Source organism: Paraburkholderia caballeronis (assembly GCF_900104845.1).
Taxonomy (GTDB): Bacteria; Pseudomonadota; Gammaproteobacteria; order Burkholderiales; family Burkholderiaceae; genus Paraburkholderia; species Paraburkholderia caballeronis.
In genome coordinates this window covers 1,898,987-1,913,248 of sequence record NZ_FNSR01000001.1, presented here as the reverse complement: position 1 = coordinate 1,913,248, position 14,262 = coordinate 1,898,987, and the positions used below count along the sequence as shown (strand labels likewise).

At 68.6% G+C, this 14,262-nt stretch carries 15 protein-coding genes; 3 read left to right on the top strand and 12 right to left on the bottom strand.

Annotated features, from left to right (window positions below):
- Window positions 1-73: 73 nt before the first annotated feature.
- Window positions 74-1,480, bottom strand: a complete 1,407-nt coding sequence (locus BLV92_RS08500) for an 8-oxoguanine deaminase (protein WP_090544018.1) — start codon at window positions 1,478-1,480, stop codon at window positions 74-76.
- 460 nt (window positions 1,481-1,940) lie between these two features.
- Between BLV92_RS08500 and uraH the strand changes: the two genes are divergently transcribed.
- Window positions 1,941-2,297, top strand: a complete 357-nt coding sequence (gene uraH / locus BLV92_RS08495) for a hydroxyisourate hydrolase (protein WP_090544016.1) — start codon at window positions 1,941-1,943, stop codon at window positions 2,295-2,297.
- Window positions 2,298-2,460: 163 nt separating this feature from the next.
- Complete coding sequence (locus tag BLV92_RS08490; RefSeq protein ID WP_090544013.1) at window positions 2,461-3,654, top strand: urate hydroxylase PuuD; 1,194 nt, start codon at window positions 2,461-2,463, stop codon at window positions 3,652-3,654.
- Between the two features lie 83 nt (window positions 3,655-3,737).
- On the opposite strand, the gene BLV92_RS08485 is transcribed toward BLV92_RS08490, so the two are convergent.
- The gene (locus tag BLV92_RS08485; RefSeq protein WP_143040663.1) at window positions 3,738-4,430 is read right to left on the bottom strand and encodes a hypothetical protein; all 693 of its coding nucleotides are present in this window, start codon (window positions 4,428-4,430) and stop codon (window positions 3,738-3,740) included.
- Between the two features lie 33 nt (window positions 4,431-4,463).
- On the opposite strand from BLV92_RS08485, the gene BLV92_RS31455 reads away from it, so the two are divergent.
- A complete protein-coding gene (locus BLV92_RS31455; RefSeq protein ID WP_110332470.1) occupies window positions 4,464-4,832 on the top strand; it encodes a hypothetical protein in 369 nt (122 codons plus the stop codon).
- Between the two features lie 233 nt (window positions 4,833-5,065).
- On the opposite strand, the gene BLV92_RS08480 is transcribed toward BLV92_RS31455, so the two are convergent.
- The 10 genes from BLV92_RS08480 to BLV92_RS08435 all read right to left on the bottom strand — a co-directional run bounded on the left by BLV92_RS08480 (window position 5,066) and on the right by BLV92_RS08435 (window position 14,223).
- Complete coding sequence (locus BLV92_RS08480; protein ID WP_090544009.1) at window positions 5,066-5,590, bottom strand: ureidoglycolate lyase; 525 nt, start codon at window positions 5,588-5,590, stop codon at window positions 5,066-5,068.
- Between the two features lie 25 nt (window positions 5,591-5,615).
- Entirely contained in the window at window positions 5,616-6,626 is a 1,011-nt protein-coding gene (gene alc, locus BLV92_RS08475) for an allantoicase (RefSeq protein ID WP_090544007.1), read from the bottom strand.
- A gap of 73 nt (window positions 6,627-6,699) precedes the next feature.
- Window positions 6,700-7,221 (bottom strand): 2-oxo-4-hydroxy-4-carboxy-5-ureidoimidazoline decarboxylase, encoded by a 522-nt coding sequence (gene uraD, locus BLV92_RS08470; RefSeq protein WP_090544005.1) that lies wholly within the window; start codon window positions 7,219-7,221, stop codon window positions 6,700-6,702.
- Window positions 7,218-8,159 carry an allantoinase PuuE gene (gene puuE / locus BLV92_RS08465; protein WP_090544003.1) on the bottom strand — a complete coding sequence of 314 codons (942 nt, stop codon included), beginning with the start codon at window positions 8,157-8,159 and terminating at the stop codon, window positions 7,218-7,220. Before puuE ends, uraD begins: the two co-directional genes overlap by 4 nt.
- A 212-nt stretch (window positions 8,160-8,371) precedes the next feature.
- Window positions 8,372-9,172: an aspartate/glutamate racemase family protein gene (locus BLV92_RS08460; RefSeq protein ID WP_090544001.1), complete on the bottom strand. Its 801-nt coding sequence runs from the start codon at window positions 9,170-9,172 to the stop codon at window positions 8,372-8,374.
- Between the two features lie 31 nt (window positions 9,173-9,203).
- The gene (locus tag BLV92_RS08455; protein WP_090543999.1) at window positions 9,204-10,712 is read right to left on the bottom strand and encodes an NCS1 family nucleobase:cation symporter-1; all 1,509 of its coding nucleotides are present in this window, start codon (window positions 10,710-10,712) and stop codon (window positions 9,204-9,206) included.
- Window positions 10,713-11,000: 288 nt separating this feature from the next.
- Complete coding sequence (locus BLV92_RS08450) at window positions 11,001-11,723, bottom strand: GntR family transcriptional regulator (protein WP_090543997.1); 723 nt, start codon at window positions 11,721-11,723, stop codon at window positions 11,001-11,003.
- Window positions 11,724-12,047: 324 nt separating this feature from the next.
- A complete protein-coding gene (gene ldcA, locus BLV92_RS08445; protein WP_090543995.1) occupies window positions 12,048-12,974 on the bottom strand; it encodes a muramoyltetrapeptide carboxypeptidase in 927 nt (308 codons plus the stop codon).
- Window positions 12,971-13,684 (bottom strand): tRNA adenosine(34) deaminase TadA, encoded by a 714-nt coding sequence (gene tadA / locus BLV92_RS08440; protein WP_244283764.1) that lies wholly within the window; start codon window positions 13,682-13,684, stop codon window positions 12,971-12,973. Before tadA ends, ldcA begins: the two co-directional genes overlap by 4 nt.
- 134 nt (window positions 13,685-13,818) lie before the next feature.
- Window positions 13,819-14,223, bottom strand: coding sequence for a DnaJ family domain-containing protein (locus tag BLV92_RS08435; protein WP_090543993.1), 405 nt, complete (start codon window positions 14,221-14,223; stop codon window positions 13,819-13,821).
- Window positions 14,224-14,262 lie beyond the last annotated feature (39 nt).

The following is a 14,262-nucleotide window of genomic DNA, read 5'->3' as shown; positions in this document are numbered from 1 at the left end:
GATGCGCGCGGCGCGACGGGTCGCGCGCATCCGCTCCCGCACATGCCGTCACCTGATCGCAAGCCATCGCGTCTCAACCCGCCGCTTCGACGAGCCGCGCCGCGAGCCGGTTGTGCCGCTCGACGAGCGGTCCCAGTTCGACGGTCTGCAACACGCCGTCCCGCACGACGACCTTGCCGTCGATCACGCTCAGCGCGACCTGCGACGGCGCGCAGAACACCAGCGCCGCGACCGGGTCGTGCAGCGCGCCCGCGAACAGCGGCTGGCGCAGGTCGAATGCAACGAAGTCGGCGGCCATCCCCGGCGCGAGCGCGCCGATGTCGTCGCGGCCGAGCACCTGCGCGCCGCCGAGCGTCGCAAGCTCCAGGGCTTCGCGCGCGGTCATCGCGTCGGGACCGAAACCGACGCGCGCGAGCAGCATTGCCTGACGCGCCTCGGCCACCATCTGCGCGCCGTCGTTCGACGCGGAGCCGTCGACGCCGAGCCCGACCGGCACGCCCGCGCGCCGCATCCGGCCGACCGGCGCGATCCCCGACGCAAGCCGCATGTTCGAGCACGGGCAATGGGCGACGCCGGTGCCGGTGCGCGCGAACAACCCGATGCCGTGCTCGTCCAGCTGCACGCAGTGCGCGTGCCAGACGTCGCGGCCGACCCAGCCGAGATCCTCCGCGTATTCGGCCGGCGTCATCCCGAACTTCTCGCGGCTGTACGCGACGTCGTTCACGTTCTCCGCGAGGTGCGTATGCATCGACACGCCGTAGTGCCGCGCGAGCTTCGCGGACTCGCGCATCAGGTCGCGGCTCACCGAGAACGGCGAGCACGGCGCGACGACCACGCGCAGCATCGCGTAGCGGCCTTCGTCGTGATACGTCTCGATCAGCCGCTGGGTGTCCGCGAGAATCGCGTCCTCGCGCTCGACGACCGAATCCGGCGGCAGCCCGCCGTCCTTCTGCCCGACGCTCATGCTGCCGCGGCTCGCATGAAAGCGCATGCCGATCGCGCGCGCCGCGCGGATGCTGTCGTCGAGGCGGCTGCCGTTCGGATAGAGGTACAGGTGATCGCTCGACGTCGTGCAGCCCGACAGCAGCAGTTCGGCCATCGCGGTCAGCGTCGACACCTCGATCATCTCGGGCGTGAGGTTCGCCCACACCTTGTAGAGCCCGCTGAGCCAGCCGAACAGCTCCGCGTCCTGCACGCCCGGCACCGCGCGCGTGAGGCTCTGGTACATGTGGTGATGCGTGTTCACGAGCCCCGGCAGCAGCAGGTGGCCGCGCAGATCGAGCACGTCGTCCGCGCTCGCCGGCAATTCGGCGGTCGGGCCGACCGCGACGATCCGGTTGTCCTCGACGTACAGCCCGCCGTCGCGGATCTCGCGGCGCGCGCCGTCCATCGTCACGACGACGTCCGCGTGCTTGACCAGCAGCGTTTTTTTCGCGCGGGTCGCAGCCCGGCTCGCGGCGGGGTCCGTGGGGTGTGGCATGGGCTTCTTCGCTCCGGTGGGTGCCGCGGCGGCCGAAACCGGCCGCCGCGGATGAATGATGAATCGCGCCGAACCCGGAAGCCGCGCCGCGCATGCTGCTACCTTCTGCGGCCAAAAATGCGCTGGCAATCCGCGCAGCGCCGATACCGGGCTTCAGTGCGGCGATATAACGGCCAATTTTGGCACCGGTACGATCGGCCGTGCGGGTGGGCTTGATCGTCCGCGCCGCCGCGCATCCGGGACGCGCCGGCGGCCGGCGACGAACGGGCTCATGCCGCGGGCATTATCTTTCCTATCGGTGATGTGCGGATCGGACGATCGTTCCTACAATGCGTGACACGGCGCTCGCTTCGATCCGCCGACGGGTATGTAGCCACAGACGTGGAGCCTCGATCCGCCGCAACCTCCGACGGGACCGGGCTGCCGCCGAACCTCGCATTCACACAAGGACATACTGCGAATGGGCAAGCTGACTACCCATGTGCTCGATACCGCGAACGGCCGTCCCGGCGCGGGCATCCGGATCGAGCTGCACGCGCTCGCCAGCGGCGACGCGCGGCGTCTGCTGAAAACCACGGTCACGAACCAGGACGGCCGCTGCGACGCGCCGCTGCTCGAAGGCGAAGCGTTCGTCGCCGGCGAATACGAACTCGTGTTCCATGCCGGCGACTACTTCGCGGCGACCGGCGCGGCGCTGCCGCAACCGCGCTTCGTCGATCGCGTCGTGCTGCGCTTCGGCGTCGCCGATGCCGATGCGCACTATCACGTGCCGCTGCTCGTATCACCGTGGTCGTACAGCACATATCGCGGCAGCTAGGCGCGCTTAGCCCCGCAACCATCGACATAGAACAACCGGCGACGGCCGCCAGCGCACCGCGCCCGCACGCTCACATACCGCGAGGCGCGCACGCGAACGATTGCGCGACGCGCATCGGCATGCGCGACGCGCGCGCCGTCGCGACCCGAAGTGGAGGAGTTTCATGGAAGGCTTTATTACCGACTGGCTGAATCTCGCGCTGCGGTGGTTCCACGTGGTCGTCGCGATCGCGTGGATCGGCGAGTCGTTCTACTTCGTCGCGCTCGACAACGGGCTGAAGCCGCCGACCGATCCGAACCAGCGCCGCCGCGGCGTGTTCGGCGAGCTGTGGCACGTGCACGGCGGCGGCTTCTACAACATGCAGAAGTACACGGTCGCGCCGCCCGAGATGCCCGAGGACCTGCACTGGTCGAAGTGGCCGTCGTACACGACGTGGCTGTCCGGCGCGAGCCTCTTCACCGTGCTGTACCTGTTCGCGCCGAACACCTACCTGATCGACCGCAACGTGCTCGACATGGGGCCGGTCGTCGCGATCTTCTCCGCGCTCGGCTTCCTCGCGGCCGGCTGGATCGTCTACGACTCGCTGTGCCGGCTGCTCGGCGCGCGCGACCGGCTGCTCGGCGTCTGCGTCGGGCTGTACGTGCTCGCGGCCGCGTATCTCGCGTGCCACATCTTCGCGGGCCGCGCCGCGTATCTGATCGTCGGCGCGATGCTCGCGACGATCATGTCCGCGAACGTGTTTTTCGTCATCATCCCCGGCCAGCGCAAGATGGTCGACGCGATGCTGAAAGGCGACACGCCGAACCCGATCTACGGCAAGCGCGGCAAACAACGCTCCGTGCACAACACCTATTTCACGCTGCCGGTCGTGTTCGCGATGCTGTCGAACCACTACGCGATGACGTACACGCATCCGTACAACTGGGCGGTGCTCGCGGTCATCATGCTGGCCGGCGCGCTGATCCGCCAGTTCTTCGTGATGCGCCATCGCGGCCAGGTGCTGTGGTATCTGCCGGTCGCGGGCGTCGTGCTGATGTTCGTCGCGCTCGGGTGGACGCTGCCGCGCCCGGTGGTGCCGCAGGCCGAGGCCGCGAATGTGCCCGCGCCGAAGCTCGCGGAGATCATGCCGATCCTCCAGCAGCGCTGCGCCGCGTGCCATTCCGCGCATCCGACGCTGATGGGCGCCGCGCCGGCCGGCGTGCTGTTCGACACGCCCGACGAAGTCGCGCAGAACGCGCAGCGGCTGTATCAGCAGGCGGTCACGCTGAAGGCGATGCCGCTCGGCAACGTCACGCAGATGACCGACGGCGAGCGGCAGAAGATCGCCGCGTGGTTCGAGGGCGGCGCGGCGAAGTGATTCGACGCGCGAGACGGACGGCGCTTGCCTCTCTTTGCGGCCGCGACGTCACGATCAAACGCGTGGTGCGTTGCGCCGCGACGTCAATGATGCGCCCATAACGACGACTGGCCGGTTCGCGTATCCCGCATATTTCGCGCATCCCGCGCATCCCGCGCGTCCGCGGCCGGCCCATACGACCGGCTGCGCGAACGGGACCGCTGCCCGGCGATCGAGCGCGCGAGCAGCCGCTTCGCTTCGCGGCTCGACGTGTCGATCGTCACCGCGCGGCCCGCGTTCTCCCATGCGCAGCTCCATTGCCGTTCGCGCTCGCATAACCGCGCGTAACCGAGCAGCGCGTCGCGCTGCTGTTCGCGCGACACGAGGTCGGCGCGCAGCCGCTGCGCTTCGGCGTTGCCGGGCTGCACCGCGAGCACGCTCGTGATCGCCCTGCGCGCGGGCCACAGACTGTTCCTGTCGAGACCGGCGCGCGCACTGGCGAGGTTGCCGGTTATCGCGGCGTTGTTCTTCGACGTGGAAGCGCGCTGATCGGCAAGACTTCGTTGAGCGGCCGCGCCCTGCCGGGCCGCATCCGCGCGCGTGACGGCGGTAGCCGGCGGCGCGGATACGGCGGCGGTCGGCACGCCGCGCGACGCCGACGACCGGGGCGTCTGAACTGCCGCATCACCCTGCTGCCTCGCGATGACGCCTTCGACGACCTGAACCCGTGGAGCCGCCGGCCGCCCGTTGCGATACGAGATCACGTAAGCAGCGAGCGCAAGCGCGACGACCGCCAACGCGCTGCACGCATAAAGCGGCCATCGCGAGCGATGGGCTTCGCGTTCCTCATCGACGGAATCGTATTCGAACGCAAGGTGTTCGCCGCCGTTCATCGCCGCGCCGGCGGCACTAGCGGCAGCGGCGGCACCGGCCGGCAATGCGCTCCAGCAAGCGCGCAGACGGCGCGCGATGCCGTTCGGCGGCTCGTGCGGTTCGTGCGGCTCGTGCGTTTCGGGCTCGCCGTCACCCACGGCGGCCTCCGCCGGCGAAGCGCCGGCAAGCTGGTTCGCGCCGCACCGGGGACAAAACATCAGCGGCGTCCCGAGTTGGGTCCCGCAGTTCGGACACTGCAATGGACCGGCATCGTCTCGACCAGGTTCGTCGAACATCGGCAGAGCTACGGCTTCGATGGCGTCTGACAACGGCCGCCGTCCGTACCACGTCGGCCTCGACATCGGGCCGCCGGACGGCGGACGAATAAGTCATCCGAATATGAGCCACCTCGCCGCGAAGATCAATCGGCGAATTCCGCCGCGCTGGCGGATCGAGACAGGCGCACGACGAACGCACGCGGCGAAGCCGTGTCCATCACGAACAACCAAAAGGCCGCGATTCCCATCGCGGCCTCATGCGCACAGCCGATCGAACCGTATCAGCCGAGCGCCGCCTTCAACGCGTCACCGGTCAGCCACAGCGAATCCGGCAGGTCCTGTTCGTTGAGGTTCAACCCGTCGCCGCCGCGATCGACGACGATGAAGTCGCTGACCTCACCGAGCGCGAGCAGCGGATGATGCCAGACGCCCTTCGCATAATTCACGCCTTGCCATCCGCTCGTGACGAACGCGCGGATCGCGGCCGGATCGAGGTCGCCGGCCGGCGCGACGACGACCAGATACGGCCGGTCGTTCAGCGGCACGAACGCCTGGCTGCCGAGCGGATGGCGCTCCATCATCGTCACCTCGAACGGCAGCGTGCGCGGCTGGCCGCGAAACACGTTGACGAGCGGCCGCCCGCTTTCGTCCGCGACGTCGATCTTCGCGAGGTCGTGATAGCGGATCGTCGTGCCGAGGTTGATCGGAATCTGCTTCGCGCCTGCGAGTTCGATCACGTCGCCGAACGGCGCGAACGCTTCGCGCGTCAGCGGCTCGATCGCGAGCCTGTTCGCGGCATCGGTCATCGTTGCGTCTCCGTGTCGGCCGGGGTCACGCGAGCGTCCCCCACAGGCGCACGCGCGACACGCCGCCGTCCGGGTAGATGTTGAAGCGCACGTGCGTGACCGGCCCGAGCGACGCGAGTTCGCTCTCGAAGTAATGCTGCCGGTCCATCTGCAGCTTCTGTTCGCCGAGCAGCACCGGCCAGAACATCGCCTGCGTGACGAGCGAACTGTCGGTGCCGCCCGTCACGCGCGCGGCCTGGAACGAGCAGCGGTCCGGATAGTTGCCCTTGAAGTGCGCGGTGTCGACTTCGATCTTGCGGATCACGCCCGGCTGCGCGAGCGCGATGATCGCCCAGTCGTTGCCCGGCTCGCGGCGGCGGCGCGTTTCCCAGCCGTCGCCCATGTTCACGCCGCGGCCCGGCATCAGCAGCGTCGACGCGAGGCCGAAGTGCTGGTTGTTCGCGGCGACGAGGTACGCGCCGTTCTCCATCGCCGCGAGGTCGAACAGTTCGGTGCGGCTCGCGCCGTTCCAGTCCACCTGCGGCTGGCCGTACACGCGCAGCCGCGCGACGCCGCCGTCCGGATAGATGTTCACGCGCAGATGCGTATAGGCTGCGTCCGCGCTCACGTCGACGTAATGGTGGCTGTTGCCCTGCAACGTCATCGACGGCGCGATCTCGGTCCACTGCGTCGTCGCGCCCGGCTCGCCGTCCGCGATGAACGCTGCTTCCACCGACGCGGCCGGCGGATAGTTGCCGGTAAAGTGGCTCGTGTCGATGTCGAGGCCCTTGATGACGCCCGCGCGCGCGAGCTTCACGATGCACCAGTCGTAACCGGCCGTGCGCTTGCGGCGCGTCTCCCAGCCGTCCATCCATTTGCCGTGGTCGTCGTACTTGCCCGGAATGAACACCGCCGGCTCCGGGTTCAGCATCCGCTCCTTCGGCGCGAAAAAATCGTCGCTGGCTTCGAGCGCGAGCGCGCCGAGGCGCGGGTCCGCGAGGTTCACGTAGCGGCGCGTGAAGTCCGGCGCATTGGGGTCGAGAGTCGGAATTGCCATCGTTGTCGTCCTTCGGGTCTGTCGTGAGTACGGGTGCGGCGCGCCGCGGCGGTCGCCGGGCGCGTGCGTCGCGTCACGCGTCGATCAGCTCGTCGAGCCGGAAGCGCGCAATGCGGTAGATCTGGTCGAGGCTCGCGCGCAGTTCGTCGACGCGGCTGTTCTGCACGCGCGCCTCGAAGTTCGCGATGATGCCGTGCCGGTCGTAACCGCGCACCGCGAGGATGAACGGGAAGCCGAACCGCTCGCGATACGCGCGGTTCAGCCGTTGCAGCGTATCGAACTCCTGCTGCGTGCACTGGTCGAGGCCCGCGCCGCTCTGCTCGCGGGTCGATTCGGCGGTCAGTTCGCCGCGCACCGCCGCCTTGCCGGCCAGTTCCGGGTGCGCGTTGATGAGCGCGAGCTGGCGCGCCTCGCCGGCCGTCTCGACCGCGTGCGCCATCGTCCGGTGCAGCGCGTCGATGCTGTCGAACGGACGCTGCGGCTCCGCCGCCTGCGCGACCCACGGCGAATGTTCGAAGATGCCGCCGAGCGCCGCGACGAACGCGCCGGCCGACATCCGGTTCAGTTGTTCGAGCGTATGGCGCATGACTTTCATTCCGTCGTCCCCGGCTGCCACGGATGTTTTTCGCGCCAGTGGCGCGCGATGTCCACGCGGCGCGTGACCCACACGCGGTCGTGCCGCTCGATGTGATCGAGGAACCGCTGCAACGCGCGGAAGCGTCCGGGACGGCCGAGCAGCCGGCAATGCATGCCGACCGACAGCATCTTCGGCGCTTCGTCGCCCTCCTCGTACAGCACGTCGAACGCGTCGCGCAGATACGTGAAGAAATGATCCGCGGTGTTGAAGCCTTGCGGCGTCGCGAAGCGCATGTCGTTCGTGTCGAGCGTGTACGGGACGATCAGCTGCGGCGTCGTCTGCCCGCCCGTCACCTCGACCTCCATCCAGAACGGCAGGTCGTCGCCGTAATAGTCGGAGTCGTACAGGAAACCGCCGTATTCGGCGACGAGCCGATGCGTGTTCGGGCTGTCGCGGCCGGTGTACCAGCCGAGCGGGCGCACGCCGGCGATCCGCTCGATCGCCTCCATGCCGAGCTTCATGTGCTCCGCTTCGAGTTCGGGCGTCGCATCCTGATAGTGGATCCAGCGATAACCGTGGCACGCGATCTCGTGCCCCAACTCGACGAACGCGCGCGCGACTTCCGGGTTGCGCTCGATCGCCATGCCGACGCCGAACACCGTCAGCGGCAGCCCGCGCTTCTCGAACTCGCGCAGGATCCGCCACACGCCCGCGCGCGACCCGTATTCGTAGATCGACTCCATGCTCATGTGGCGCGACGGATACGCAGCCGCGCCGACGATCTCGGACAGGAACTGCTCGGAGCCGGCGTCGCCGTGCAGCACGCAGTTTTCGCCGCCTTCTTCGTAGTTCAGCACGAACTGCACCGCGACGCGCGCGCGGCCCGGCCAGTGGGCCTGCACCGGATGACGGCCGTAGCCGATGAGATCGCGGGGGTAGTGGGGATCGAGTGGCATGGTTGACAGGCGACGACTGAACGATGACGGAACGGAACGCGCGCGGCATGCGGAAAACAACGCGGGATACAGCGTGAACCGGTGCCGAACCCACGCGCCGCGCGCCCTTCAGGTGCGGACCAGTGTAGCGAAATCGCTCCGGCGCGCCCATACACCGATGCAGATAATGCGGGTCAACCCGCCGGTATGAGCGCGTCCGGTCCGCTGCGCGTTTACCCGAAGCGCAGCGGACGCGCGCCCGGTGCGCCCGGCGGGTCCGAAGCCGGGTCCGTCGCCGCGCCGGCCGGACTGAAGCGCGCGAATTCGCCGTCGTAACGCTTCGGCAGCGGACGCGCGAACTCGCCCCGCTTCGCCGTCACGAGCCGCAGCGCGACCAGCCCTTCGACCCACTTGACCGCCGCCGTCACGCCGTCGACCACCGGCACCGCGAGCGCGTCCTCGATCTGCGCGCACAGCGTCGTCATCCCCGCGCAGCCGAGCACGATCGCGTCCGCGCCGTCCTCGTCGAGCGCGCGGCGGCACTCGTCGACGATCGCGAGCCGCGCGGACGAGCCGGGCTCGTCGAGTTCGAGCACCGCGACGTCGATCGCCCGCACGTTGCGGCAGAAGCGCGTCATCCCGTAACGTTCCGCGAGATGCCACGCCATCCCGCGCGTGCGCGCCAGCGTCGTGACCACCGAAAAACCCGGCGCGAGCACGCTGGCCGCGTGCATCGCCGCTTCCGCGATGCCGACCACCGGCCCGCGCGCCAGTTCGCGCGCCGCATAAAGGCCGGGGTCGCCGAAACACGCGATCACGTAACCGTCGAAACCGTCGCGCTCGCCCGCCTCGATCTCCGCGAGCAGGCCCGGCGTCGCGAGCGCCTCGTCGTAATACCCTTCGATCGACGGCGGCCCCATCGGCGGACTCACCGCGACGACCTCGGTGCCCGGCGCGACCAGCGCGCGCGCGCACTGGCCCATCGCGGCGGTCATCCGCTGCGTCGTGTTCGGATTGATCAGCTTGATGCGCATGGCGCCTCCGTTATTGCCCCAGCGATGCGGTTCATGCGCGCGCGGTCGCGCCCATCGTCAGCGCGCGATAGAACAGCGCGCCGAGCGCCGCGCCGATGAACCACGAGAAATTCGCCGCGCCGCTCAGGCCCGGCACCATCACGCACAGCACCGCGATCAGCGCGGCCGGCAGCAGCGCCGCGACCGCGCGCCAGTTCACGCCGTCGCTGTACCAGTACGCGCCGGACGGCGACACGGTGTACAGATCGTCGACCGCGAGACGGCCGCGCTTCACCAGATAGAAGTCCACCACCAGCACGCCGTACAGCGGGCCGATGAACGCGCCGAGCACGTCGAGCGTGTAGTGGATCACCGCCGGGTTGTTGAACAGGTTCCACGGCGTGATGAACACCGACGCGACCGCCGCGAGCATGCCGCCTGCGCGCCAGCTGATGCGGCGCGGCGCGACGTTCGAGAAGTCGAACGCCGGCGACACGAAGTTCGCGACGATGTTGATGCCGATGGTCGCGATCGTGAACGTCAGCGCGCCGAGGATCACCGCGGTCGGCTGGTCGATGCGGCCGACCGTTTCGACCGGATCGGTGATCAGTTGACCGAACACCGGCAGCGTCGCGGACGTCGTGATCACGGTGACGAGCGAGAACGCGAGGAAGTTGACCGGCAGCCCCCAGAAGTTGCCGCGATGCACGCTCTTCAGCGTCTTGCCGTAGCGCGAGAAGTCGCCGAAGTTCAGCATCGGCCCGGAGAAGTACGACACGACGAGCGAGATCGCGGTGATCATCACCGGGATCACTTCCGCGCCGTGATACTTGACGCCGCCGAGATTCAGGCCGATGTTGCTCCAGCCCGCGCGATACACCATGTAGCCGGCGAGCGCGAACATCACGACGTAGACGGCCGGGCCGGCGAAGTCGATGAACTTCTTGATCGTCTCCATCCCGTTCCAGAACACCAGCGCCTGCAGCACCCACAGCGTCATGAAGCCGGTCCAGCCGAGCGTGGACAGGCCCAGCATGCCGTGCCGGTGCACGTCCGCATACGGCATCAGCTGCGGGAAGAACTTCAGCATGACGATCACCAGCGCGCTCGACGCGAGATAGGTCTGGATGCCGTACCACGCGACCGCGATCAGCCCGCGGATCACCGCCGGAAGGTTCGCGCCGAGCACGCCGAACGTCGCGCGGCACGCGACCGGATACGGCACGCCGTGACGCTGGCTCGGCCGCGCGATCAGGTTGCACAGCACGTTCACGATGCCGATGCCGACCAGCAGCGAGATCAGCACCTGCCAGCTCGTGAGGCCGAGCGCGAACAGGCTGCCCGCGAACACGTAGCCGCCGACGCTGTGCACGTCGGACATCCAGAACGCGAAGATGTTGTACGCGCCCCAGGTCTGGTCGCGCAGCGGCGCGAGGTCGTGGTTGTACAGCCGCTCGCTGTAGCCGGCCGGCACGCGGCCGCCGCCGGACGGATCGCCGCCGTCGTCTGATTCGAAACCGGGAACCGCGGGATTGCCTGGTGCTGCGCTGAACTGAGCCATGATCCGCTCCTCGTGGTGGATACGCCGACAGGAAAAACCGGTCACAGCCGCTTGCATCGTGCGTGCCAGTTACGCACGCCCGACCCCATGCCCGCCGCTCGACGCGCGCGGGACCGCAGCCGCCCGCCGTCTGCCGCCGGCACCGGGTCGATGCCGCCACGACTACGCGGGCGAGGGACGAACGCGGTCCGCCGGTCGCGTATGCTCGCGCCCAGGCCCGATCCCGGTTCGATCCGCTGATTGTTCTGCCTGGCCGGCCGACGCGTCCCTCGCGGGAGCGGTGTCACGTCAACGCGACCCGGCGGCGCTGTCGCGCGCGCCGAACACCTCCTGCAGATCGACGGCCGCGCGGGCCGGCCGATCCAGCATCCTCAACTCGACGGCCTGCAGATGGCGCGTCATCAATTCGGCGGCCTCCTGCGCGCGCCCGCTTTCGAGCGCCGCGAGGATCGCCGCGTGATCGTCGAACGAACACGGGCTGCGTCCCGGCGACTCGTACAGCGCAGAGATCAGCGTCGAGCGCGCGACGAGGCCGTTCAGGCAGTCGCACAGCACCGTGTTGCCGGTCAGCTCCGCGAGCGCCGTGTGGAATTCGCCGGACAGCCGGATCCACGCCGGAAAATCGCGCCCCTCGAACGCCTTGCGCTCGCGGCGGATCGACTCGCCGATGCTCTTCAGCCGCCGCGCGCCGTGATGCGCGCTGCACACGCGCTCGACCACGGCCAGTTCGATGATCCGCCGCATCTCGAACACCTCGTGCACCTGCTGGAGCGACGGGCTGGCGACGAACGCGCCGCGATTCGGCTCCAGGTCCACGAGATGGTCGGTCGCGAGCAGCGCGAGCGCCTGCCGGATCGGGCCGCGCTTCACGCCGAATACTTCGCATAACTGCGCTTCGGTCAGCTTCGCGCCGGGCGACAGCCGATGCTCCAGGATCGCGTCGCGGATGCGCGCGGCGATCGCGTCGGGCTTCGTGCTGGTCGTGTCGGCGTCGGTCACGGGGTTTCGCATGGGGCTGGCCTTGATGGTGGGTATCCTAGATTGGACATAAAGATTGTCAACAATTTTATCGGCCACGGTCGGGAAAATACTCAGGCGGCGCGCCGAAGCGCATGCAGCATTATGGGGAATCCCGCATCTTTAAAGGGAATTTCGCACCTTGAAGGGGAAAACCCATCATCCTGCTGGACGATTTTTTGTCAACAATCCTGTGGAGAACCGGTGGCGATTTCCGTTCGATGACGTCGATAGAAACAGACAGTTAGTTGCATAGAGGGACGTAAAAAAGCGCCCTTCGCGGGCGCTTCCTGTCTGCGATGCGCGGCGAGCCGGAATCTAACCGAGGTGCGGATAATCGCTGACCGTCAATTCGAAGCCGTGCCGGTCCGCTTCGAGCTTCGCGGACGCGCCGACCGGCAACGTCACCATGTCCGCGATATGGCCGAACGGCAGTCCGGTGAGCACCGGAATGCCGACGACCGAGCGCACCTGCTCGACCATCGCCTGGAGGTCGTAGCCGTTGTCGTAGTCGAACGCCTTGCCGCCCGAAAAATCACCGAGCACCAGCGCCTGCTGCTGCGCGAGGATCCCCGACAGATGCAGTTGATAGATCATCCGCTCGACCCGGAACGGCTGCTCGTTCACGTCCTCGACGAACAGGATGCCGCCCTGCACCGGCGGCATGTACGGCGTGCCGACGAGCGACGTCAGCACCGCAAGGTTGCCGCCCCACAGCATCCCCGACGCGCTGACCGGCTGCGGCTGCGGCGCGTTCACCTTCAGCGTGAAGGTCGGCGTCGTCAGCGCGTTCCAGAAGTGACGCATCGTGAAGTGGCTCACCTCGTCCGCGCCGAAATCGCTCGCGAGCATCGGGCCGCCGAACGTTGTCAGCCCCGAGCGCGCGAGCAGCGCCAACTGGATCGCGGTGAAGTCGCTGTGGCCGACGAACGCGACCGGCTGCCCGCGCAGGCGGTTCTGCAATCCGTCGTAGTCGAGGCCGTGCAGCAGCCGCACCGCGCCGTAACCGCCGCGCACCGCGAGCACGATGTCCGGCAGCGGACGCGACGCGTCCGCGAGCCGGTTCAGCTCCGCCGCGCGCTGGCCGTCGGTGCCCGCGAAGCGCAGATAACGCCGCTCGGTCGCGTCGACGCCTTCGACGCGATGGCCCTGCGCATGCAGCCGTTCGAGCGCGCGATGAATCGCGGCCGGATCGTGCGGATAGCCCGAAGGCGCAATCAGTTCGATGGTGCGGTGGGCGCTCATGAGGATTCGCTTCGGTGGGGGTCGAGATCGGTGTCGTTGTCGGTGTCAGGCGAGCCGGCCTGCGTCTGGACCTGCGAAGAACCGGCCGCCCGCGCCGCGTCGCGGGCCGCGCGGCTCGCGCGCCGCCGCTCCGCGAAGAACGAACGCAGCGACGCGCCGCATTCGTCCTCCAGCACGCCGCCGACGACCGCCGCGTGATGGTTCAACTGCCCGTTCGCGAACGCATCGACGACGCTGCCGCACGCGCCGGTCTTCGGATCGTACGCGCCGAACACGACCCGCGCGATGCGCGCGTGCATGATCGCGCCCGCGCACATCAGGCAAGGCTCCAGCGTCACGTACAGCTCGCAGCCGGGCAGCCGGTAGTTGCCGAGCGCCTGCGCACCCGCGCGCAACGCGGCCATTTCCGCGTGCGCGGACGGGTCGTGTCCGCCGATCGGATGGTTGAAGCCCGTTGCGATCACTTCGTCGCCGCGCACCAGCACCGCGCCGACCGGCACTTCGCCGGCCGCGCGCGCCTCTTCGGCGGCGGCCTGCGCAAGCCGCATGAAGCGGCGGTCGCGGTCGGTGATCGGGGCTGTTGCGGACGTGTCCGGCGCAACGTAGGCGTCGTCAGTGGACGGTGCGCCGGAATCGGCCTGACTGTCGTCGGAGGTTCCGGCCGCGACTCCATGCGAATCGGAGCCGTCGCCCGAAGCATCGGCGGACATTAGGAAAGTCGGGGAAGTCGGGGAAGTCGTGGAATCGGAACGGACAGGATCGGAACTCGACGCCGACGAACACCCGGCCCCGGCATCCGCCGGCGGGGTCGCGCCGACGTCGGCGGGCGTCGCGGTGGCAGCGGTCACGGCTTCTCCGCCGCGTCCGCGCCCCCGGCGAGCGAGCGCCCGGAAAGCCGTTCGACGATGCGCCGGCGATACTCGTGCGGCACGACCATCGGCCCGCCGCGCAGCGATTCGAGCGCCATGTCGAGCGCGAGCATCCGCGCACGCAACCGGCACTGCCCGGCCTTGTCGTCGCCGACGGTCGCCAGTTCGCACTCCAGGTCGCGCAGCGCGCGCAGTTGTTCGACGGCCGGCGGCACGAAACCCGCGTTCTTCAGGATGCGATTCGCCACCCGCACCTCCTCGGGCACGAGCACGTCGTCGTCCAGTTCCTGCGGCGCGCCGGCACCCGGCAAATCGTCGAACTCGCCGCGCGCGGCAGCGGCGGCAATCCGTTGTTCGACCAGTGCATCAAGCAATTTCATCAGCGGTCCACTACGTTACGGCTCACGCATTCTAGCAGG